Source organism: Neobacillus novalis NBRC 102450, from assembly GCF_001591805.1.
Lineage (GTDB): Bacteria > Bacillota > Bacilli > Bacillales > Cytobacillaceae > Neobacillus > Neobacillus novalis.
In genome coordinates this window covers 105427-126733 of record NZ_BCVP01000005.1, presented here as the reverse complement: position 1 = coordinate 126733, position 21307 = coordinate 105427, and the positions used below count along the sequence as shown (strand labels likewise).

The following is a 21307-nucleotide window of genomic DNA, read 5'->3' as shown; positions in this document are numbered from 1 at the left end:
AATAAAGAAAGCGTATACAAAGTGCTCTAGGGGGATGGAAATGAATTTTGATTTAACTTCTGAACAGGAAATGATTAAACGAATGATCCGTCAGTTTGCAGATGAAGAAGTTGCACCTGGTGCCATAGATCGTGATCGAACAAAGAAATTTCCATTGGAGATCTTTCAGAAATTGGCTGAGATGGGGATTATGGGGCTTCCTTTTCCTGAGGAATATGGCGGCGGCGGTGCCGATACGGTCAGCTTTGCTATTGTAGTAGAGGAATTAAGCAGAGCATGCGGTTCGACAGGCATTACCTACTCTGCCCATATTTCCTTAGGCGGGGCACCGCTCTATTTGTTTGGGACAGAGGAGCAAAAGCAAAAATATTTAACGCCGATTTGTACGGGAGAATCTTTTGGTGCTTTTGGTTTGACTGAACCGAATGCCGGTTCAGATGCCGGCGGAACAAGAACATCTGCAAAGGAGGAAAATGGTGAATTTATTATTAATGGTAATAAGTGTTTTATTACCAATGCCAGCTTTGCAAATCAATTAGCAATCACGGCTGTAACTGGCGAGAAGGAGGGGAAGAAGGAAATTACGGCAATTATCGTTCCTACCAATACGGCTGGATTTACGGTTATCGATAACTATGAAAAAATGGGCTTGAATGCATCGAATACAACGGAACTCGTGTTAGAGGATGTAAGAGTCCCTGTGGAAAACCTCTTAGGGAAGCGTGGAGAGGGCTTTAGACAGTTTTTAATTACACTTGATGGCGGACGTATAGGGATTGGAGCAATGGCGGTAGGGATTGCTCAGGGGGCGTATGAAAAGGCCCTTGCCTATGCGAAGGAACGGAAACAGTTCGGTAAATCGATTTCCTCCTTTCAAGCGATTCAGTTTAAGCTAGCCGATATGGCAATGAAAATTGAATTAGCACGAAATATGGTGTATAAGGCCGCCTGGTTAAAAGACCAGGGAAGACCGTTTTCAAAGGAAGCTGCCATGTGTAAGCTGTATGCTTCAGAAATGTGCATGGAAGTGACGGACCAAGCCGTCCAAATTCATGGCGGTTACGGCTATATGAAGGAATATCATGTTGAGAGAATGATGCGTGATGCGAAGCTGCTGGAAATTGGTGAAGGAACATCTGAAGTTCAGCGAATGGTTATTTCACGATTAATTGGTTGTTAATAACTAAATAGGGGAAGATAATAAGAGGCTGAAAAGATAATTTTTTATTATACTGCCTCTTTTTTCTTTTTTACAAAGATTATAGTGATAAAATAAGTTTAGGGCTTTTCCTTCTGTTCTTTTTCAAGTAAAATAGTAGTTGTTTGTAAACGATTTTTTATTTAACAGAGTTACGTACATAAGGGAGGTATTATTATGAAGAAAAATCCAGCTATTCCTTACATTATCATTTTGGTTTTTGGAATTGTCCTGGTATTTATCTTGTCTTTCAAAGGTCTTAATGATATGAAAGAGGTTGCTAAGGAAAAAGGAGCAGGCGGTGCGAAAACAGAAGAAGTGGCATCCGCTAAGCCCGAGGACCTTTATAAAAGTGCCGGTTGTATTAACTGCCACGGTGGTGAGTATCAAGGAGTAGTGGGACCTTCATTAAAAGGTACTGGGTTATCAAAAGATGAAGTCAAGGATATCCTTGTTAACGGAAAAGGAACCGGTATGCCGGCAGGTCTAGTACCAGCAGATCAAGTTGATGCAATGGCAGATTGGATTTCGAAAATTAAGTAATAATAAAAAAAAGTCCTTTGCATTTGTAAAGGGCTTTTTTTATACTAACTAAATACATAAGAAGTGGTGGTATTTTTGAATACAGATAAATTATCAGTCCGGTTGGCAACGGTGGCTAAATATGTAACTGAAGGAGCAAGAATTGCAGATATTGGCTCCGACCATGCCTATTTGCCTTGTTACTTAGCGAAAAATGTCGGCATTCGCTTTGCCGTTGCAGGTGAAGTGGCTGTGGGCCCCTATCAATCGGCTGAAAGAAATGTCTTGTCAGAAGGGTTATCTGATATTATTTCTGTACGAATGGGTGACGGTCTTGAAGTGATTCAGCCGGGAGAAGTGGATTGCATTACCATCGCCGGCATGGGCGGCACTTTAATTAAAAATATTTTAGAAAATGGGAAAAACAAGCTGGATTCGGTCAACCGGCTTGTACTCCAGCCGAATCTTAGTGCGATATCGATTCGAAAATGGTTTTTAGCCAACAACTGGGAGCTTGTTGCCGAAGAAATAATTGAGGAAGATGGAAAAATTTATGAGGTTTTAATTGGTGAAAAAGGTGATCCTTACAAGCCGTACAGAACGAATGTAGATATGGGGCTTTTACTAGGGCCATTCCTTGTAAAAAAACAAGATGCGGTCTTCAGGAAGAAATGGGCAGCAGAAAAGAAAAATTGGCAACGTATTTACGGGGCACTTGAAGGGGCAGCCAAGACTGCCGAAACAAACGAAAAGAAACAAGAGCTAATCAATAAGATGAAACTAGTAGAGGAGGCTTTGGAAAATGAAAAATCCTAATGGACATGAAATCATTCAATTATTTGAACAGTTTTCACCGAAAGGGTTGGCGATGGAAGGGGACAAAATTGGCTTACAAATCGGCCGTTTAAACAAAAAGATTGAGCGGATAATGATTGCCCTTGATGTCCTCGAAAATGTAATCGACGAAGCGATTGAAAAAAAGGTGCAGCTGATTATTGCCCATCATCCGATCATTTATCGCCCGCTTAAAAACTTGCTGACCGATACAGTTCAAGGGAAAATGATAGAAAAATTAGTTAAACACGATATCGCTGTCTATGCAGCTCATACCAACCTTGATGTCGCAAAGGGCGGGGTGAACGATTTACTGGCAGCGGCGCTAGGTTTAGAAGATGCAGAGGTACTTGTCCCGACTTTTGATACAAAGCTAAAGAAATTAGTTGTTTATGTCCCGGCTAGTCATGCAGAAGAGATTAGGCAGGTCTTGGGCAATGCAGGTGCAGGCTTTATCGGCAATTATAGCCATTGTTCGTTCTCAGCAACTGGTACGGGACGGTTCCTGCCCGGGGAGGAAACCAGTCCATTTTTGGGGCAGGCTGGCCGGTTAGAGGAAGTGGATGAAGTGCGGATTGAGACCATTGTTCCCGAGCCGCTTCTGAAGAAGACGATTACGGCAATGATTAAGGCACATCCATATGAGGAGGTTGCGTATGATGTGTATGCGCTCGAAAATAAAGGGGAAGTTCTTGGGCTTGGCAGAATTGGGAAGGTCGAAGAAATGACCTTAGCTGTATTCGCGGAAAAGGTGAAAACAGCACTTGAAGTGGATAAAGTACGTGTAGTGGGTGATTTAGCCACAAAGGTAAAAAAGGTTGCCGTTTTAGGCGGGGATGGCAATAAATATTTCATGAATGCCAAATTTAAAGGGGCAGATGTCTATGTGACAGGGGATATTTATTACCACACCGCCCACGATGCGATGATGCAAGGCTTGAACATGATTGATCCAGGCCATAATGTCGAAAAAGTAATGAAAAAAGGGCTAACTGCTGCATTAGAAAAGATGTGCCAGGAATCAGGCTATGAAGTCGAGATTTTTCCTTCTGAAGTCAATACGGATCCTTTTCAATTTCTATAAAACAAAGGCATTATGATGGACAATAAATATTGTACAATTAAAAAAGAGGATCAAAACTTCTGTCATTTGTATTACCATTTTAAGTACCAATTTTATTGACCTTTATAAGCTGGTAGAAAAACATTTAGGGTCAAGAGGGTCCGGACTTATAGGTTGGGGGATCATGTTAAGCACCCAATATGATACATAGAGGGAGAAATTCCGCTTAATTAATAATTATTAATAGAAATGGCTTAAATAGACGGAGAAATTCCGCCTATTGACTCGAAAAACTCGAAAATGGGGGATTTTTCTTTGCATAATCGGAAAATCTCCCCTTATTTACCCCGAAACGAGCTCCAATCTGCATTTAACCGGAAAATCTCCGCTTATTTTACTTTTTCTGGTTACTTGATTAAGGACAAGACATCTTATATATAAGGGAGTAGGCTTTATCTCAAAAATCCAAGAGCACCTATTTTGATGCATACGGTAAACCGGATCTAGAGATAAAGTTAGAATATCTAAACAAGTCCTTCCACAGGAGTAAATGAATACACTGATTCAAGGAAGAATTTGTTAAAGGTATTTTTAAAAAAGAATAGGTTAAACCCTAACAAAAACGCTTGGGCGATTTTCCAAGCGTTTTAATGGGTTATTTTTACTTCAATTCGGGCGTAATTAATGTAAAAATTACAGTGTTGGTTTAAATTTTCTTACATTATCTGAACTACTTACAATTAGACGCGGTTCTTTTTTCTATCTTATTCGACTGTCTTTTTTACTTTAGGCAAAATTCTGCTTAATTGGACCTTTTTACTAAGTTCCCAGGTCGCTTCGTTATTTGGGTCGAATTGTTCAAGGAACGTGATGACCTCTTTTGTTATTGGTGTTGGCGTTGAGGCACCTGATGTAACGGCAACATTTTTGGCATCCTTAATCCAATCAATTTTTAATTCGGTAATATCAGCGATGCGGTAGGCCTTTGTTCCGGCAATTTCCTCCGAAACCTGGGCAAGCCGATTGGAATTATTACTCATTGGATCGCCGACAACAATCGTCACATCCGCTTCGGTTGCCTGTTCTGCAACTGCTTCCTGACGGATTTGGGTCGCATGACAAATTTCATTATAAACTTCCACATGAGGATATTTTTCCTGGACTTTTTTCATTGTATCGGAGACATCCCACTGGCTCATGGTTGTTTGGTTGGTAACAATAAGTTTTTCACTTTCAACCGTTAACGCTTCAACATCATTAGGAGTTTCAACTAGATGGACCATATCTGGTGCTACACCAACAGCTCCTTCTGGTTCTGGATGCCCTTTTTTCCCGATATAGATCACTTGAAAACCTTGTTTTGTTTTCTCTTCAATCAGGTCATGGGTTCTGGTCACATCAGGACATGTGGCATCAATTGTTACCAGACCTTTGGTTTTCGCAAGCTCACGGACTTCCGGAGATATTCCATGGGCAGTAAAAATTACGGTACCACTATCGACTTTATCGAGAATATCCTTACGGTTTTTGCCGTCAAGGGTAATAATTCCTTCTTCCTCGAAAGCATCGGTTACATGTTTATTATGAACAATCATTCCTAAAATGTAGATTGGGCGCGGCAAAGATTTATCTAATGCGGCATTTCTTGCGATGACCATTGCATCGACAACCCCATAACAGTACCCGCGCGGCGAGATTTTGATAATTTGCATATATGAAGTCCCCCTAAAAAGACATTGTTTACTAGTCTATATTTATATTATATAAAACTAATAGGTATATTACAAAGATACAATTTATCTAAATTAATTTGACCAAATAAAAAGAATGCTGCGGAGACACAGCATTCTTTACTTATATATACATTTTAGGAACGGAACTTCCTTTTGGGGATGGGCTCCTTTTATGTGAACTTGAAGGCTGCCTTCTCCTGTCACCACTTGACCGCTGAATGCTTATTTTGGAACTTGTTCGAGGTCTTTTCTGGCCGGTTTTTTTCCGTGAGGTTCTGTTTTCAGATGACTCTTCACTTATTTTGGCATTAGTCTTCTTATTTTTTTCATCGGATTCTACTTCTGTCCCTTTTGCATTTTTGAAGCCTTTATAAAGCCTCCACATGGCAGGAAGATTTCTGACCATTGGGCCATACTGCTGAATCATCGGACCAAATGACTGTGCTGTCTTCAGCACATTCTGGGTATTATTCAGAAACCCTGATATTCCCCCGGGGTTTGCTAAGGATTTGAGTAAGCCGCCGCCTCCTGATGCCGCTCTTCCGGCACCTTGCATACCCATTAGTCCACCCGGGCCGCCGCCACCGGCTCGCGCTCCGCCGCCGAGAATTCTCGAAAGTAAGCCGCCGCCGCCTCTACCCATTTGGCGGCCCATCATTTGCCCCATCATCTGGCCGCCGCCGCCAAATGGACTAGCCCCTGGCCCCATCATCGCTCTACCGGCCATAGGACCCATTGCTCCTCTTCCTCCAAATAGACCTGCCCCCATTCCGCCCTGCATGGGCATTCCTGGTCTTGGCATCATACCTATAACATCCCTTCAAATGAACTTCATACATTAAATTATGCAAATAACCTAATTTGGTTTAGGTATTAAACACAAGAATAAACAAAATTTGATGTTAAAAAATGAATTTACGGTAAAAGATTAGAATAAATGGATTGTTAGCTGGTGATTTAAGAGAAACTTTACTATAATTACATGATGGAAAGAAAAGTGGAAGCTCTTGAAGGGCAAGAAAGACACTCCATAATCACTAGATTATTTTAATAATAAGGAGCAAATACATGAAAGAAAATCGTTTTAATCGTTTTAAGCTTCAACCATTTATTATAGAATCCCTGAATAAGTTTGGATTTTATGAGCCGACTGAAATCCAGGAACGGATGATTCCGCTCGTATTAAAAGGGGAAAGTGCAATCGGCCAATCGCAAACTGGAACCGGTAAAACATTTGCCTATGTTTTGCCAATCCTTGAAAAAATAAATCCGGACAAGCAGGAAGTTCAAGCCGTTATTACCGCACCGACAAGGGAATTGGCGACGCAAATTTATCACCAAATCTTGAAGGTAACAGAACAATGCAATCCTGAAAGCCCCATCATGACAAGATGCTATGTTGGCGGGACGGACAAGCAGCGTACGATTGAGAAATTGAAGGTACAGCCGCATATTGTCGTTGGGACACCTGGCCGAATTAAAGACCTTATGATTGAGAAGGCTCTTTTTATTCATACCTCGGAAGTCCTTGTTGTTGATGAAGCTGATATGATGCTCGATATGGGATTTATTGAAGATTTGGACCAGGTAGCGGCAAAAATGCCAGAAAACCTGCAGATGCTCGTCTTTTCAGCAACCATTCCGGAAAAATTAAAACCATTCTTAAAAAAATATATGGAAAATCCAAAAATGGTACAGATTGATTCAAAAAGAAAGGCAGCAGAAAACTTGGAGCATTATCTTCTGCCTTCAAGACATCGTAATAAAAAGCAGCTTGTTCACGATGTGCTAGTACAATACAACCCGTATTTAGCGATTGTGTTTACGAATACGAAAAAAATGGCTGAAGAAGTTGCCGGCTTCTTAATTGAAAAAGGTTTAAAGGTCGGCCGTGTTCATGGTGATTTAAACCCGCGCGAACGAAAAAAAATGATGAAGCAGATTCAGGATTTGGAATACCAATATATCGTTGCCACCGATCTTGCTTCTAGAGGAATTGATATTGAGGGAGTCAGCCATATCATTAATTATGAGCTTCCATCAGACTTAGATTTTTATATCCACCGGGTAGGAAGAACGGCACGGGCAGGTAATTCAGGGATTGCACTAACGGTTTATGAACTTTCCGATGAAGATGCCTTAAATCGTTTAGAAAAAATGGGGATTCAATTTCAGAATGTCGATCTCAAAAAGGATGGATTTGTTGAGGTGGATGAAAGAAATAAAAGAAAGACCCGCGTCAGGAAAGAAGATGATGCGGAAAAAATAGCCAAATCGATGGTTAAAAAACCACAAAAAGTGAAGCCAGGTTATAAAAAGAAAATGCAATGGGAAATGGATAAAATTAAAAAACGGAAACGAAGAATAGATCAAAGGAAAAAATAAGCGTCAGCAGGGAGAGAATGGAATGTTGAAAATTGGCTCACACGTTTCAATGAGTGGAAAAGATATGCTCCTAGCAGCAAGTCATGAGGCGGTAACATATGGTGCCAATACATTTATGGTCTATACGGGCGCACCGCAAAACACCAGAAGAAAGAAAATTGAAGACTTGAATATTGAGGCCGGGAGAAGGCATATGGAGGAAAACGGGATTTCAGAAATTGTTGTCCACGCTCCCTATATTATTAATATCGGAAATACCACCAATCCAGATACGTTTGACTTGGGAGTAAGATTTCTTCGCACCGAAATTGAAAGAACGGAGGCGATTGGTGCAAAGCAAATTGTTCTCCATCCTGGTGCCCATGTAGGTGCCGGTACAGAAGCCGGAATTAAGAGAATTATCGAAGGCTTAAATGAAGTTTTAACTGGCAAGGAGCAGCTCCAAATTGCCTTGGAAACAATGGCCGGGAAAGGTTCGGAGTGCGGTAAATCATTTGAGGAATTAGCAATGATTATCGACGGTGTTAACTTTAGTGATAAACTCTCTGTTTGTTTCGACACCTGTCATACCCATGATGCTGGCTATAACATTGTCGAGGACTTCGACGGTGTCTTAAATGAGTTCGATAAAATTATTGGCCTGGAGAAGCTTAAGGTACTCCATATCAATGACAGTAAAAATGCGGTGGGAATGAGAAAGGACCGACATGAAAATATCGGGTTCGGTCATATCGGTTTTAAGGCACTCAATTACATTGTTCATCATCCACAGCTGACTGATGTCCCTAAAATCCTAGAAACCCCATATGTTGGTGAGGATAAGAACAATAAAAAAGCACCCTATAAATTCGAAATCGACATGCTTCGCAATCAGCAGTTCAACGAAGACCTGCTAGATCGGATCATGGAGGGGTAATTTTTCACAATAAAAAGCTGTGCGGTGGGCACAGCTTTTTATTGTCTAGCTAAAGACGCCGTCGGCTTGAGTTTTTACTTATTGTTTTGTAAACTGCATAAATAATTTGTTTACTTCACGTGCTGTTTCGGATCCGGCCAATTTGGCAATTTGTTTCACTAATTGGGCCCGCTGTCCATCATCAAATATATTGATATTTTTACCTCTTAAGTATTCGGCAATTTTTCTCGCCTGATGCCTATTTATCGAAACATTAAATTGCTGGGCATACTTTAACAGTTCATCAGCGGTTATCGTGTTAATCTTATGATTAATGATGTTTTCAAATATTTTCACTCTCTCACCACTCCTCCATGCTAATGTATGAGGAAGAGTCAGGAGTGTTACAATGGATTATTACTTTTGCTTAGTATTAATCAAAAGCCTGCAGCCTTTACAAAGTGGATGGGCCTATTGTATACTACTTTAAGTTAAATCGGAATGATTCTTATATATTAAGGGTGAGAGTGCAGTTATGCAACCAATTATTGAAATAAAACAATTATCCTACCGCTATGAAAAGGATACTGTCCTTGAGAATATCAATATGACGATTCCGGATAGTTCCTTTTTGGCAATTGTCGGTCCAAACGGGTCGGGGAAATCGACCTTATTAAAGTTAATATTAGGTTTATTAAGGCTGCAATCAGGGGAAATCCTTTTATTTGGGAAGGAAATTAGCAAATTTAAGGACTGGCAGCAAGTCGGCTATGTATCACAAAAGGCCAATTCCTTTAACACCGGTTTTCCAGCAACCGTATTTGAAGTTGTCGCAAGTGGCTTAACAAAAAAATTAGGCTTGTTTACATTTTTCAAAAAAGAACATGCAATCAAAGTAAATGAGGCCTTAGATGCGGTCGGAATGAAAAGGTATTGCAACAGAAATATTGGCGAACTATCAGGCGGACAGCAGCAACGGGTTTTTATTGCCCGTGCCCTTGTAAGTGAACCGCGGCTGCTTATCCTTGATGAACCAACTGTCGGCGTTGATGCCGAAAATGTTAATTCTTTTTATCAAATGTTAGGTGATTTAAATATACACCGCAATATTACCCTGCTATTGGTTACCCATGATATTGGTACAATATCGGATAAGGTCTCACATGTTGCCTGTTTAAATAAATATTTGCATTTTCATGGAGAAACGAATGAATTTGAACAATTTAGAAATGAAGATGTATCGAAAGTTTATGGTCATGATGTTCATTTGCTTACCCATCACCATGAACATGGGGGTGTTGGAAGATGATTCAAGGACTTTTTCATTATGAATTTTTACAAAATGCCTTCCTTACTGGGATTCTGATTGGCATCCTTGCCCCATTGCTCGGGGTATTTATTGTGGTGAGAAGATTATCGTTGATTGCTGATGCCCTTAGTCATGTGACGCTGGCTGGTATAGCTGCCAGCCTTCTCATTGAAAGGAATTTTCAGGCGATGGCCGGCTTAAATCCTCTTTACATGGGAATGGTTTTTTCAGTGGGCGGGTCATTGTTTATTGAAAAACTAAGAGGTGTCTATAAACATTATCAGGAACTGGCCATTCCGATTATCCTCTCTAGCGGCATTGGGCTCGGGGTTATTTTTATTTCACTGGCCAATGGATTTAATACAGATCTATTTAGTTATTTATTTGGCAGTGTATCTGCTGTCAGCAGAACCGATTTATGGGTCATTCTTATCATAAGTATCCTGGTTATACTTGTAATTATTTTTTTGTATAAAGAGCTGTTTTTACTTTCCTTTGATGAGGAACACGCAAAAGCGTCTGGAATTGCTGCGAAAAGTATCCATTTCATTTTTATTGTCATGGTGGCACTTGTCATTGCGGCTTCGATGCGAATTGTTGGAATCCTTTTGGTTTCTTCATTAATGACGTTACCGGTGGCCGCAAGTATTCGCCTTGCGAAAGGGTTTAAACAGACAATTTTCTTATCTGTGCTTTTTGGTGAAATTTCTGTGCTTGGAGGCCTTTTCACTGCCTATTATCTTGACTTGGCTCCCGGGGGAACCATTGTCATGCTTGCGGTGCTAATATTAGTACTGGCAATCTTCTTTAAAAAAATAATGATCCATAAACAGGTAAATATTGGGGGTGGAGCCAAGTGAATGTCCAGGAAGCTATTCAATATTTAAAAGAACATGGTTTTAAGCAGACAGGAAAACGAGAGGATATGCTTCAATTATTCGCAGATAGCGATAAATATTTAACCGCTAAGGATGTTCTTGATCAGTTAAAGGATGCATATCCGGGATTGAGCTTTGATACTATTTATCGAAATCTGACCTTGTTTGTTAATATGAGGATTTTAGAAATGACAGAGTTATCAGGCGAAAAGCACTTCCGCTTTACATGTTCCACGCACCAGCATCATCATCATTTTATCTGCTTAGATTGTGGAAAAACAAAAGAAATTGAAACTTGTCCAATGGATGGATTAAGTGAAAACTTAAAAGGATATGATATTTCCGGACATAAATTTGAAATTTATGGACGCTGTCCGGAATGTATATAAAAAAACTCGCCTGTCACAAACGGCGAGTTTTTTGTTAAATTACGGTTGTTCAATTAGTATTTCTTGACTCTTTTTCTCTTGTTTCAGCCAATTTTCAACCCACTGGTTGGCCTCTTCCCAATTGTTAACACGGATAACACCTTTTGGAATCGAATTTTGATTGTAAGGTGTATCAAATAAGATGACCGGAATTTGACATTCTTCATGAATCATCACAGCATTATCGTGTTTATCCTCAAAAAAAATATCCACTTGATGTTTTTTCACCGTTTTCACTTTATCGTGTGAGCCGATTAATTCAATATGGTGAAAGGTTAAACCATTATCAATGAACCATTTTTTAGTGATTTCAAGTAAATAGGATGACCTAGCGCTAATAAAAAACAATTCATAGTCTTTTTCCCATTTATGTAAAATCCGTTTTGCTCCAGGTGCAAGCGGTGATTCTTCATAAATAGTTGGTTCATTTTCAGCAAACCACTTCGCAAATACTTCCTCAGAAACATTTACGAAGGGTGTTAATTCATATTGATCCACGTCCTCGTAGGCAATGTTCATGTCAAAAGCTTTATTTATATAAGGTAATATTGATTTTGGACATGTGACCGTACCATCAATGTCGATTCCAAATCGCTTTCTCATTTGTATGCTCACCTTCAAATTGCGTTAGTCATTATTATTTTACCAAAGACGGGTTATTAATAAAGGCTTTATTTATGGAAAATCTCATATAAGAAAATTTTATCAGGAAAAGAAATATATCACTAGATGTGATAAACATTAACATCTTTAAAAAACAGCAAGAGGCTAATAATAATAAATGCTCCTATTACTGAAAGTGAGGGATTAGGATGGCAGATGAAAGAGACACGAAAGTGCAAGAGGCTCTTCAAAGTGCTAGTATTGGACAAGAGATCCCAAACTTCCCTTCTGAATTCAGGGAAGCAACTAGAGAAGTTGATCACCCTGTTCCGTTTCAATCATCGGCCGATTTAGAAGAAACCACGTTTGGAGCATCCGTTCCAATTAGAACTGCTGCCTATAATGAAGATACGGCTGCGGAAGTTGATGCTTCTGTTCCAATCAGGTCTTCAGAATATAACGAAGAAACAGCAGCGGAAATTGCGGCGCCTGTTCCTCTCGTACGTGGAAGGGAACGGGATGACGATAGGGAACGGGCAGCTGGTGGAACCGGTATGGGGACACTGGCTATAGCACTTTCGATTTTATCACTGTTTGTTTTGCCTATTCTTTTTGGTGCTGCAGGTATTGTGTTAGGGTTCGTTGCCAGAAGCAGAGGAGCAGCAGGCCTCGGTGCTTGGGCAATCGGAATTGGGGCTTTATCGATTATTGTCGGTATCTTCGTTCTTCCGTTCTTTTAACATAATCTGCACGCATAGGAGCAAAAAAAAACCCGGTACTTTTACCGGGTTTTTTGATGCCTTTATTTTGCAAGTTTAGCTTCTTCTTCCGCTTTCTTTTGGAAATATTCTTCTGCTACTTTATCAATTTCCTTTTTCAGTTCTTCAACCATTTCCGCTTCCGGAACCTTGCGGACGATTTCACCTTTTCTAAATAACAAGCCTTCACCGCGGGCACCAGCAATGCCGATATCTGCTTCTTTTGCTTCACCAGGTCCATTAACAGCACAGCCCAGTACAGAAACCTTAATCGGCGCCTTGATATTTTGAATATATTCTTCGACTTCATTTGCGATGCTGATCAGGTCAATTTCGATACGGCCGCAGGTAGGGCAGGAAATGAGAGTGGCGGCGTTCGATGAAAGTGCAAAAATCTTTAAAAGCTCACGAGCTACTTTTACTTCTTGAACAGGGTCTGCGCTTAAAGAAACCCGAAGTGTGTTGCCGATTCCTTTATTGAGGATCGCACCAAGTCCAGCAGCACTTTTAATGCTTCCGGAAAAAAGTGTTCCTGATTCAGTAATCCCTAAATGCAGTGGATAATCAAAAGCACGTGCTGCCTTATCATAGGCTTCGATTGCAAGATTTACATCAGATGCTTTCATTGAAACGATAATGTCATGGAAATCTAAATCTTCGAGAATTTTAATGTGGTGTAGCGCACTCTCGACCATGCCATCTGCAGTTGGATAACCGTACTTTTCTAAGATTTTCTTTTCGAGAGAACCGGCATTTACTCCAATTCTGATTGGAATACCCCGTTCCTTTGCCGCTCTGACGACAGCTTCAACCTTTTCCCGTCTTCCAATATTTCCTGGATTAATTCTAATCTTATCCGCTCCGCCCTCAATTGCTTTAAGCGCTAATTTATAATCAAAGTGAATATCAACAACAAGGGGAATATTGATTCTTTTTTTGATTTCTGGGATGGCATTTGCAGCACGTTCGTCTGGACAGGCAACCCTGACAATTTGACAGCCGGCGTCCTCGAGGCGTTTGATTTCAGCAACCGTTGCCTCAACATCATGCGTTTTAGTGGTTGTCATGCTCTGTATAATTATTTCATTATTCCCGCCAATTGTTAAATTGCCCACTTTAACTGGCCGGGTCTTTGTGCGATGGATAATTTCATTCAACTTTTATTCGCTCCTTTAATTGGAATCCAATTGGATAACAACAATTCGAGTTTATTTTAACAGTCTTTTGCTATCTTTGACAAGATTAAGGCCCATTCTGTTTATTTAGAGTAATCAGGAAAATGATAGGTGGAGCCAATTTGAATTTTCTCTGGCGCTAGACTAGGATTCAATTTACGAAAGTCGTCGATTAGATCACTAATCGAAACTGGTAGTGGTTTATTTATTTTATGCTCAACAATTGAGATGACCGTTTCACCGGGTTGGACTTTGGCATCAAAAGAAGGAATGGCAGTTTTAGATTTTACCGTTGTTTCTATCTTTGCCTCTACATGCTGCTGAGTAAAAGAGGCCGGAAGCGTGCCAACCGTTAAATCGAAATAGATGACATATATGACTAGAATGACAAATAAGAATCCAAATAATTGTTTCATCGGACAAGCCTCCAAAAGGGAATGTTTGTACATTCCTATGCTTGTCCACATTCTAATAGAACAAATAATCAAAAAAGCATCCTTGAAGGGATGCTTATTCATTCATCTTCTTTTTTGGTCTGGGTATTTCGTTAATGGCCAGATATAAAACGATGATCACGACTAACCAGTTTATCATAAAGCTGTTCGGTACTGATGTTTTAATGGCAGCCATAACGGTGAAAAATAGCGTAGGCAGGGTTTCGCTGTATGCGGCCAATCGCCACAATTGCCGATAAGTTAACTTTCTGCCCAACAGATTTTTTAATACTAATCCAATTATGGCGAGGACGGAAACCTCAACAAAACTGGCTGCACTGGAAACTAAATAGATGAACAAAGAGAAGAGTGGAATGATAATCCCTCTATTTCCAGCTATTGTATCAATAAATTTGAGCAAATCTTCTTTAGAGAAATTTATTCCCTGCAGCATCGCATATGGATAAATATTGCTCTGGCCGCCTGCTGCTAGGACAAATTCATCCTTTAACAAAGCGAAAGCATTTCCTTCATTTTCAACATCTGCGTCTGAAATTGTCCCTGTTGGGTCAAGAATAATCGTAAAGTCATCTTGATTACTCGTAACAGGCACCAATGTATCTGCCGAAAGCTGCCCGTTCTTTATTGCAAAGTCAGGTAATTCTTTGCTTATAATGGTTCTAGCGGAATCTATCCCCGTAGTTAGGGCAGTGCTTAAGTAAATAATCGAAGGAAGGATGGAAATTAAAGTTAGAAGAAAGACAAATAAAATTGTTTTTCCGATTCCCTGAAAACGAAATAAGGCAATATCCTTTGGAGAATAGATACTCTTAACTAATTGTTTAAAAATATTCATAACAACCACCTCAATATAGATTCACCATTCTATTGTAGCTTTTGTGAATGGTATACACAAGATTGGCCGATTATTTATGGAACGAAATTCGGTGTTATCCGTAAATAGGTAAGGATGAATGAAATAACTCAAAATATAATCAAAAATAAAGAAGGTTGGATGAGATGGATATTGTTTATTGGCTGATCATCGGTGTTCTTTTTGTTGTTGCTTTCGTTGGGCTGGTGTACCCCATTATCCCCAGTGTATTGTTCTTGTTAGCAGGGTTTTTATTATATGGGGTGTTCTTTAGTTTCGAGTCATTCCATTGGCTGTTTTGGGTTATTGAGGGATTGTTTATTGTTCTTTTGTTTGTCGCGGATTATATTGCCAATATGATTGGCATAAAAAAATATGGCGGCTCTAAAGCAGGTGTTTGGGGAAGTACGATTGGCATTCTCCTTGGACCATTTGTTATCCCTGTTCTCGGAATCCTAATTGGCCCTTTTATCGGAGCGATAGCAGCTGAATTAATTTTCAACAAACGAAACTTTAGCGATAGCTTAAAGATTGGTTTCGGCTCTGTTATTGGTTTTATTAGCAGTGTCTTGGCGAAAGCAATCATTCAAATCATTATGATTGCCTGCTTTTTCATTGCAGTACTTTAAAAAAGCCACCATTAAGCATTGGTGGCTTTTAGTTGATTAATTGATCCCGCAAATTTCAAAGGAGCAGTTTTGACAGTCTACTTCTTCTTTTAAATAGTTTAAGTTTTTTACAGTAAACATTTGATTTTCATACAAAATAACATCCTTCTCACGAAGCTCTTTTAATGAACGTTGAATGACTTCCCTTGTTCCATACGTAAGATTGGCTAACTCTTGATGAGTTAAGGGCAGATCTATCAGGATGCCATCCTCTGTTTTCACACCATAGGTGTTGCAAAGACGGATGAGAATAGAGTATAAGCCGCCTTTCTTCCCGTTCATAATTAAGTCCTGGCATTTCATCTGTGCCTTTAAATACCCGGTACTTAGCCAGGAAACAAATGCATTCATTGCCTCAGGATCAGTTGAGATAAAATATTCAAATTGTTCCCTTTTAATGACCAGAAATTCGCAGTCGCTTAATGTTTTGGCATAAAACTGATAACGGGGATTTGCTTTAAAAAGCTGATACTCAACAATAAGTTCCCTATCATTTAAAATTTTTAAGATAAACTCTTTTCCGCGCAAATGGACTCTTCCAAGCGCAACACTTCCTTTAAGCAATAAGTAAACATATTGGGCAGGATCCTTTTCTTGAAAAAGAACGGAACCAGATTTGATTTTTTGAATGGGCTCTTTTTTTGGGAAAAATTGAACCATTAAACTATATATCGAAAAATGTGAATCTTGCATGTCTGTCACTCCTTTCAATTTGATTTAAATGAATTATTTGCACCATGTCAATATGAGAAGAGCATGACTAAATAGCGGCGGCAAGGGGATATGACAAAAATCGTTGACAGACTGCAGTTTGGATGAATCATGACAATTTTTCGAAACATTGTAACGTGATGCCTTATTTTGCGTTTTCAAAGCTTAGTGAATAAATATCTTACCAATGGGAATTGTATTTATGTTGGAACATAAGCATTTTATTTGAAACGATGAACCAACTTTGGTATCTTAGAAATAAAGCTTTAGAAATATTCTTAAAAATCATTTGATTTTAGATTGTCTAAGGCTAAAAAAAACAATTACATAGGAGGAATTATCATGGCATTCGAATTACCACAATTACCTTATGCAGAAGATGCACTTGAGCCACATTTTGACAAAGAAACAATGAACATTCACCACACTCGACACCATAACACATATGTTACAAACCTAAACAATGCTTTAGCAGGTAACGAAGAATTGTTATCTAAATCTGTTGAAGAAGTAATTGCCAATTTAGATGCTGTTCCAGAAGCTGCACGTACGGCTGTGCGTAACAATGGCGGCGGACACGCAAACCATTCTTTATTCTGGCAAATCCTTTCTCCAAATGGCGGCGGTGCACCAGCTGGTGAACTAGCAGACGCAATCAACAATAAATTTGGCAGCTTCGAAAGCTTTAAAGAAGAGTTTGCCAAAGCAGCAACAACTCGTTTCGGCTCCGGCTGGGCATGGCTTGCTGTAAACAACGGCGAATTAGAAGTAACTAGCACACCTAATCAAGATTCACCATTAATGGAGGGCAAAACTCCTATCCTTGGCCTTGATGTGTGGGAACATGCTTATTACTTAAAATATCAAAACAAACGTCCAGACTACATCGGTGCATTCTGGAACGTTGTAAACTGGGACGAAGTTTCTAAACGTTATAACGAAGCAAAATAAGAGGATAACGAAAAAGGCAGCCGCTGGCTGCTTTTTTTCGTTATCCGAAATTATTGAATAAGAACAAGCGCCCAGATAAAGACTACCCTTATACAAAGGGGAGTTTTTTTATGGCAAAAAAATTTAAATTATTAGGTGATGTAGAGTTAACCAAAGATCTATCACTGTTGTTAATTATTGGCGGGTTATACTCGTTGAGTATTGCTCTTTCCAACACATTTGTGAATATCTATCTTTGGAAACAAACGGGAAAGTATTCGGATTTGGCCCTTTATAACCTCTCGATTGTCGTACTACAACCGTTAACGTTTATTTTAGCGGGCAGATGGGCTAAGAAAATCGACAGGGTCATTGTGCTAAGAATTGGTGTAATCTTTTTGGCTTTTTTTTACTTGTCTGTACTAATTACAGGAACGAAAGCACACACCTATTTACTACTGTTAGGGAGCCTGCTTGGGATCGGCTACGGGTTTTATTGGTTAGCCTACAATGTGTTAACCTTTGAAATCACGGAACCTGAGACAAGAGATTTCTTTAATGGCTTTTTAGGAACTTTAACCTCTGCGGGAGGAATGATTGGCCCGCTGGCCGCTGGTTTCATTATTACCAGATTTGAAAAATTCACAGGTTATACGTTTGTTTTTGGTTTGTCATTAGCGTTATTCGCCCTTGCTGTCTTCATGAGTTTTTCGTTAAAACCACGACCGGCAGCGGGAAGGTATTGTTTTAAACGGATTTTAGAGGAAAGAAAACGTAATAAAAATTGGCGTCTCATTACCAATGCCCACTTTTTCCAGGGGTTAAGAGAAGGGACGTTTTTATTTATCATCTCCGTCTTTGTTTACATTTCGACAAACAGTGAAATGGCTTTAGGGACATTTGGCCTGATTAATTCGGGGATTTCATTTATTGCTTATTATCTAGCCTCTCGCTTAATTAAAAAAAATCACCGAAAAAAAGCGATACTTATGGGCGGGATTCTTCTTTATGCTGCTGTCCTAGTAATTGTTTGGGATGTGAATTTCACCAAACTGTTAATCTATGCCGGGATGATTGCGATCGCCTATCCACTGTTGCTCGTTCCGTATAACTCAACTACATACGATGTGATTGGAATTGGCTGGAAAGCCGCAGAAATGCGAATTGAATATATTGTCGTCCGCGAAATATTCTTAAATCTTGGCAGAATTGTTTCTATTTTAGCATTCTTAGTAGCGGTAACCAGGTTTAATGATGTAAAAAGTATTCCGATTTTACTTTTGATTTTGGGTGCAGGGCATTCTTTGATTTATTTGTTTATAAGAAAGGTTCAATTACCTGCTGCATAATGCGATGAGTATCTTCCACTCATCGCATTTTTAGTTGATGTTTGTAAAAATGGTAAGTGTTATTCATAGAAATAATGAGCATTATCTTATAGAATAGAGGAAGTTATCTTATGGCTTGAAAAAAGGAAGTGTAAATAGAAATTGAATAATAAAAAGAAAAAGAAGAAGAAGACCCATGTCCCATTTCGCTTGAATATGGTTTTCTTTGTGGTTTTTGTGCTATTTTCTGTTCTCATCCTAAGACTTGGTGAAATTCAAATTGTTTTCGGTGACGATTTTAAACGGGAGCTGCAGCGGACCGAAGATATTACCGTTAGTAATCCAGTACCACGTGGAAAGATGTTTGACCGAAATGGGAAAGTCATTGTTGATAATACCCCGTTAAATGCGATTACGTATACAAAATATCAAAATACAAATCAAAAGGAAATGCTTGATACAGCAGAACAATTAGCAAAAATCATTACGGTTGATACGACAAAGGTTCGTGATCGTGAAAAAGAGGAATATTGGATCTTAAAAAATCCCGACAGAGCAAAAGCATTAATTACAGAAAAAGAATGGAAGTTATACGACGATAAAAAGTGGGAATATAAGCAAATTTATGATTTGCAGCTTAAAAGAATTCCCAAAGCTGAAATCGCTGATTACAAAAATAATGAACTCAAAACCATTGCAATTTTAAAGCAATTTAACAGTGGATACGCCTTAACACCGCAAATTGTCAAAAATAAAGATGTAACTTCAGAAGAATTTGCAGTTGTCAGTGAAAATTTAGAGAATCTTCCTGGTGTGGATACCACAACAGACTGGGAACGAATGTATGCCTTTGGAAATACATTAAAATCAATTTTAGGGGATGTAACTACCTCCGAAGCAGGCATACCTAAGGAACAGTTAGATAAATTTCTTGCCCGCGATTACAGCCGAAACGACCGAGTAGGAAAAAGTTACCTCGAGCTTAAGTATGAAGATGTCCTCCATGGTCAAAAAGCAAAAGTAAAAAATGTAACAGATAAGACAGGGAAAATCCTCTCTACCGAAGTAGTTTCGGATGGCAAGCGAGGAAAAGACCTTGTCTTATCAATCGATATGGAACTGCAGCAACAAGTCGAAAAGATCATTGAAAAAGAGATGTGGGAGGCCAAGAAAAAGCCAGGCACAGCTCTTTTGGATCGTGCTTTTGTGGTCTTGATGAATCCTAAAACTGGCGAAGTGTTATCGCTTGCCGGAAGGCAAATTAGCAAGGATGATGACGGCAAAACGGTAATGAAGGACTTTGCCGGAGGGAATATTACCACTTCCTATAACGTTGGTTCAACGGTCAAAGGGGCAACCATTTTAACCGGCTATAAAACGGGAGCTATTAGTCCAGGCGATTTTCTTTATGATGAACCATTAATATTCAAAAATACAAAACCAAAAAAATCCTGGAAGAACTTTAATTCCATTAATGACCTTAGGGCATTACAGGTTTCATCCAACGTGTACATGTGGAAAACCGTCATTGCTATGGGAGGTGGAAGGTATGTTCCAAACGGTCCACTCTTAATAGACTCGAAGAAGACGTTTAATACGCTGCGCCGATCCTTCGCACAATTCGGTCTAGGAACGAGGACAGGGATAGACCTACCTAATGAAATGAGTGGTTTTCCTGGCGGAGATGAACAGGCAAGTTTAGCTCTAGACCTTGCAATCGGTCAATATGATACGTATACACCGATACAGCTTGCACAGTACGTGTCCACGATTGCTAACGGAGGTAATCGTGTGCAGCCGCATATTGTAAAGGAAATTCGTGAGCCTGTCATGGATAGTAATGAATTAGGCCCGATAATCCAAGAAATCCAACCTAAAGTGTTGAATCATTTAGATTTGAAAGATGAATGGATCAATCGGGTTAAGGATGGATTCAGAATGGTTATGCAGGTAGGTGACGGTACGGGTGTTAATGCCTTTAAAGGTGCTGCTTATAACCCGGCTGGAAAAACAGGAACAGCACAAGCATTTTATGACGGTCCTGTTAAATCGCAAAAGAATGCAGAGGTTATGAACCTAAGTCTTGTCAGCTTTGCCCCATATGATAATCCGGAAGTGGCGATGGCCGTTGTAGTCCCATGGGCATATCAAGGAAATACGGGTCCAAGTATTAATATGGCCATCGGCAAGAGTGTAATGGATGCATACTTTGACTTGAAGAAATCACGTCCAGGAGATGAAGGGGCTGCAAATAGTACGCAACAATCAGGGAATGCTGACACCACTCAAAACAGCCAGCAAACTGGCCAATAAATAAAAGTTTTTCGAAACACCTGTCTCAAATTTGAGGCAGGTGTTTTTTACATATTTAAAATAATAAATGAGAACAATAAATATAGAAATTTGTTCATCCAAATTAGCTAAGGAAGTCAATAGGAGCAAATTCTCAATTTACAAAAGTGTAATGCAAATTTACAAAACCTTTACATTTCATTAAAACGCAGTTTACAGTAATGGATTATTCTAAAACATGTAAGGCAGACAAACATCATCACACCAAAAACCTTAGGGGGAATAAAGG

The 21307-nt window shown here is 39.4% G+C and carries 22 protein-coding genes; 14 read left to right on the top strand and 8 right to left on the bottom strand.

Going from position 1 to position 21307, the window contains the following annotated elements; translation table 11 throughout:
• Positions 1 to 40 precede the first annotated feature (40 nt).
• The 4 genes from BANVL01_RS04015 to BANVL01_RS04000 all read left to right on the top strand — a co-directional run bounded on the left by BANVL01_RS04015 (position 41) and on the right by BANVL01_RS04000 (position 3638).
• Complete coding sequence (locus BANVL01_RS04015) at positions 41 to 1180, top strand: acyl-CoA dehydrogenase family protein (RefSeq protein ID WP_066090161.1); 1140 nt, start codon at positions 41 to 43, stop codon at positions 1178 to 1180.
• 195 nt (positions 1181 to 1375) lie between these two features.
• Entirely contained in the window at positions 1376 to 1741 is a 366-nt protein-coding gene (cccA, locus tag BANVL01_RS04010; RefSeq protein ID WP_066090158.1) for a cytochrome c550, read from the top strand.
• 75 nt (positions 1742 to 1816) lie between these two features.
• A complete protein-coding gene (locus BANVL01_RS04005; RefSeq protein ID WP_066090154.1) occupies positions 1817 to 2536 on the top strand; it encodes a tRNA (adenine(22)-N(1))-methyltransferase in 720 nt (239 codons plus the stop codon).
• On the top strand, positions 2523 to 3638 hold the full coding sequence (locus BANVL01_RS04000; RefSeq protein ID WP_066090152.1) for a Nif3-like dinuclear metal center hexameric protein: 1116 nt from the start codon (positions 2523 to 2525) through the stop codon (positions 3636 to 3638). The genes BANVL01_RS04005 and BANVL01_RS04000 overlap by 14 nt, the downstream gene beginning before the upstream one ends.
• 743 nt (positions 3639 to 4381) lie before the next feature.
• On the opposite strand, the gene BANVL01_RS03995 is transcribed toward BANVL01_RS04000, so the two are convergent.
• Together BANVL01_RS03995 and vrrA are read right to left on the bottom strand one after the other, a co-directional pair.
• Positions 4382 to 5329: a 4-hydroxy-3-methylbut-2-enyl diphosphate reductase gene (locus BANVL01_RS03995; RefSeq protein WP_066090150.1), complete on the bottom strand. Its 948-nt coding sequence runs from the start codon at positions 5327 to 5329 to the stop codon at positions 4382 to 4384.
• Positions 5330 to 5471: 142 nt separating this feature from the next.
• Entirely contained in the window at positions 5472 to 6155 is a 684-nt protein-coding gene (gene vrrA, locus BANVL01_RS03990; RefSeq protein WP_066090147.1) for a VrrA/YqfQ family protein, read from the bottom strand.
• Between the two features lie 263 nt (positions 6156 to 6418).
• Here vrrA and BANVL01_RS03985 point away from each other — a divergent pair, with 263 nt between their 5' ends.
• Positions 6419 to 7735, top strand: a complete 1317-nt coding sequence (locus tag BANVL01_RS03985) for a DEAD/DEAH box helicase (RefSeq protein WP_066090138.1) — start codon at positions 6419 to 6421, stop codon at positions 7733 to 7735.
• A gap of 22 nt (positions 7736 to 7757) precedes the next feature.
• Positions 7758 to 8651: a deoxyribonuclease IV gene (locus BANVL01_RS03980; protein ID WP_066090132.1), complete on the top strand. Its 894-nt coding sequence runs from the start codon at positions 7758 to 7760 to the stop codon at positions 8649 to 8651.
• Positions 8652 to 8729: 78 nt separating this feature from the next.
• Here the strand turns inward: BANVL01_RS03980 and BANVL01_RS03975 are convergent, their stop codons facing one another.
• Complete coding sequence (locus BANVL01_RS03975; protein ID WP_066090129.1) at positions 8730 to 8987, bottom strand: DUF2624 domain-containing protein; 258 nt, start codon at positions 8985 to 8987, stop codon at positions 8730 to 8732.
• Positions 8988 to 9165: 178 nt separating this feature from the next.
• Between BANVL01_RS03975 and BANVL01_RS03970 the strand changes: the two genes are divergently transcribed.
• From BANVL01_RS03970 to zur, 3 genes are read left to right on the top strand one after another with little or no spacing between them, the layout of a single operon-like run.
• Positions 9166 to 9939: a metal ABC transporter ATP-binding protein gene (locus BANVL01_RS03970; protein ID WP_066090126.1), complete on the top strand. Its 774-nt coding sequence runs from the start codon at positions 9166 to 9168 to the stop codon at positions 9937 to 9939.
• Positions 9936 to 10799, top strand: coding sequence for a metal ABC transporter permease (locus BANVL01_RS03965; protein ID WP_066090123.1), 864 nt, complete (start codon positions 9936 to 9938; stop codon positions 10797 to 10799). The genes BANVL01_RS03970 and BANVL01_RS03965 overlap by 4 nt, the downstream gene beginning before the upstream one ends.
• A complete protein-coding gene (zur, locus tag BANVL01_RS03960) occupies positions 10796 to 11206 on the top strand; it encodes a zinc uptake transcriptional repressor Zur (protein ID WP_066090120.1) in 411 nt (136 codons plus the stop codon). The genes BANVL01_RS03965 and zur overlap by 4 nt, the downstream gene beginning before the upstream one ends.
• A 39-nt stretch (positions 11207 to 11245) precedes the next feature.
• Here the strand turns inward: zur and BANVL01_RS03955 are convergent, their stop codons facing one another.
• On the bottom strand, positions 11246 to 11848 hold the full coding sequence (locus BANVL01_RS03955; RefSeq protein WP_066090117.1) for a 5' nucleotidase, NT5C type: 603 nt from the start codon (positions 11846 to 11848) through the stop codon (positions 11246 to 11248).
• Between the two features lie 383 nt (positions 11849 to 12231).
• Here BANVL01_RS03955 and BANVL01_RS03950 point away from each other — a divergent pair, with 383 nt between their 5' ends.
• A complete protein-coding gene (locus BANVL01_RS03950; RefSeq protein ID WP_066147721.1) occupies positions 12232 to 12588 on the top strand; it encodes a hypothetical protein in 357 nt (118 codons plus the stop codon).
• 62 nt (positions 12589 to 12650) lie between these two features.
• On the opposite strand, the gene ispG is transcribed toward BANVL01_RS03950, so the two are convergent.
• The 3 genes from ispG to BANVL01_RS03935 all read right to left on the bottom strand — a co-directional run bounded on the left by ispG (position 12651) and on the right by BANVL01_RS03935 (position 15071).
• Positions 12651 to 13763 carry a flavodoxin-dependent (E)-4-hydroxy-3-methylbut-2-enyl-diphosphate synthase gene (ispG, locus tag BANVL01_RS03945; protein ID WP_066090111.1) on the bottom strand — a complete coding sequence of 371 codons (1113 nt, stop codon included), beginning with the start codon at positions 13761 to 13763 and terminating at the stop codon, positions 12651 to 12653.
• A 101-nt stretch (positions 13764 to 13864) separates the two neighbouring features.
• The gene (gene yqfZ / locus BANVL01_RS03940) at positions 13865 to 14197 is read right to left on the bottom strand and encodes a protein YqfZ (RefSeq protein ID WP_066090106.1); all 333 of its coding nucleotides are present in this window, start codon (positions 14195 to 14197) and stop codon (positions 13865 to 13867) included.
• A 94-nt stretch (positions 14198 to 14291) separates the two neighbouring features.
• A complete protein-coding gene (locus tag BANVL01_RS03935) occupies positions 14292 to 15071 on the bottom strand; it encodes a DUF1189 domain-containing protein (RefSeq protein WP_066090103.1) in 780 nt (259 codons plus the stop codon).
• Positions 15072 to 15235: 164 nt separating this feature from the next.
• Here BANVL01_RS03935 and BANVL01_RS03930 point away from each other — a divergent pair, with 164 nt between their 5' ends.
• Positions 15236 to 15718, top strand: coding sequence for a DUF456 domain-containing protein (locus BANVL01_RS03930; protein ID WP_066090100.1), 483 nt, complete (start codon positions 15236 to 15238; stop codon positions 15716 to 15718).
• Between the two features lie 36 nt (positions 15719 to 15754).
• On the opposite strand, the gene BANVL01_RS03925 is transcribed toward BANVL01_RS03930, so the two are convergent.
• Positions 15755 to 16450 (bottom strand): Crp/Fnr family transcriptional regulator, encoded by a 696-nt coding sequence (locus BANVL01_RS03925; protein WP_066147705.1) that lies wholly within the window; start codon positions 16448 to 16450, stop codon positions 15755 to 15757.
• A gap of 360 nt (positions 16451 to 16810) precedes the next feature.
• Here BANVL01_RS03925 and BANVL01_RS03920 point away from each other — a divergent pair, with 360 nt between their 5' ends.
• The 3 genes from BANVL01_RS03920 to BANVL01_RS03910 all read left to right on the top strand — a co-directional run bounded on the left by BANVL01_RS03920 (position 16811) and on the right by BANVL01_RS03910 (position 21039).
• Positions 16811 to 17419, top strand: a complete 609-nt coding sequence (locus tag BANVL01_RS03920) for a superoxide dismutase (protein WP_066090098.1) — start codon at positions 16811 to 16813, stop codon at positions 17417 to 17419.
• 110 nt (positions 17420 to 17529) lie between these two features.
• Positions 17530 to 18747, top strand: a complete 1218-nt coding sequence (locus BANVL01_RS03915; RefSeq protein WP_066090095.1) for an MFS transporter — start codon at positions 17530 to 17532, stop codon at positions 18745 to 18747.
• Between the two features lie 195 nt (positions 18748 to 18942).
• The gene (locus tag BANVL01_RS03910; RefSeq protein WP_066096778.1) at positions 18943 to 21039 is read left to right on the top strand and encodes a peptidoglycan D,D-transpeptidase FtsI family protein; all 2097 of its coding nucleotides are present in this window, start codon (positions 18943 to 18945) and stop codon (positions 21037 to 21039) included.
• The last annotated feature ends 268 nt before the right edge of the window (positions 21040 to 21307 follow it).

What these genes read in the sequence shown, in the direction of transcription:
- BANVL01_RS04015 (WP_066090161.1), top strand. Translation starts at nt 41, where the DNA reads ATGAATTTTGATTTAACTTCTGAACAGGAAATGATTAAACGAATGATC.
- cccA (WP_066090158.1), top strand. Translation starts at nt 1,376, where the DNA reads ATGAAGAAAAATCCAGCTATTCCTTACATTATCATTTTGGTTTTTGGA.
- BANVL01_RS04000 (WP_066090152.1), top strand. Translation starts at nt 2,523, where the DNA reads ATGAAAAATCCTAATGGACATGAAATCATTCAATTATTTGAACAGTTT.
- BANVL01_RS03995 (WP_066090150.1), bottom strand. Translation starts at nt 5,329, where the DNA reads ATGCAAATTATCAAAATCTCGCCGCGCGGGTACTGTTATGGGGTTGTC.
- vrrA (WP_066090147.1), bottom strand. Translation starts at nt 6,155, where the DNA reads ATGATGCCAAGACCAGGAATGCCCATGCAGGGCGGAATGGGGGCAGGT.
- BANVL01_RS03985 (WP_066090138.1), top strand. Translation starts at nt 6,419, where the DNA reads ATGAAAGAAAATCGTTTTAATCGTTTTAAGCTTCAACCATTTATTATA.
- BANVL01_RS03980 (WP_066090132.1), top strand. Translation starts at nt 7,758, where the DNA reads ATGTTGAAAATTGGCTCACACGTTTCAATGAGTGGAAAAGATATGCTC.
- BANVL01_RS03970 (WP_066090126.1), top strand. Translation starts at nt 9,166, where the DNA reads ATGCAACCAATTATTGAAATAAAACAATTATCCTACCGCTATGAAAAG.
- BANVL01_RS03965 (WP_066090123.1), top strand. Translation starts at nt 9,936, where the DNA reads ATGATTCAAGGACTTTTTCATTATGAATTTTTACAAAATGCCTTCCTT.
- BANVL01_RS03955 (WP_066090117.1), bottom strand. Translation starts at nt 11,848, where the DNA reads ATGAGAAAGCGATTTGGAATCGACATTGATGGTACGGTCACATGTCCA.
- yqfZ (WP_066090106.1), bottom strand. Translation starts at nt 14,197, where the DNA reads ATGAAACAATTATTTGGATTCTTATTTGTCATTCTAGTCATATATGTC.
- BANVL01_RS03935 (WP_066090103.1), bottom strand. Translation starts at nt 15,071, where the DNA reads ATGAATATTTTTAAACAATTAGTTAAGAGTATCTATTCTCCAAAGGAT.
- BANVL01_RS03930 (WP_066090100.1), top strand. Translation starts at nt 15,236, where the DNA reads ATGGATATTGTTTATTGGCTGATCATCGGTGTTCTTTTTGTTGTTGCT.
- BANVL01_RS03925 (WP_066147705.1), bottom strand. Translation starts at nt 16,450, where the DNA reads ATGCAAGATTCACATTTTTCGATATATAGTTTAATGGTTCAATTTTTC.
- BANVL01_RS03920 (WP_066090098.1), top strand. Translation starts at nt 16,811, where the DNA reads ATGGCATTCGAATTACCACAATTACCTTATGCAGAAGATGCACTTGAG.
- BANVL01_RS03915 (WP_066090095.1), top strand. Translation starts at nt 17,530, where the DNA reads ATGGCAAAAAAATTTAAATTATTAGGTGATGTAGAGTTAACCAAAGAT.
- BANVL01_RS03910 (WP_066096778.1), top strand. Translation starts at nt 18,943, where the DNA reads ATGGTTTTCTTTGTGGTTTTTGTGCTATTTTCTGTTCTCATCCTAAGA.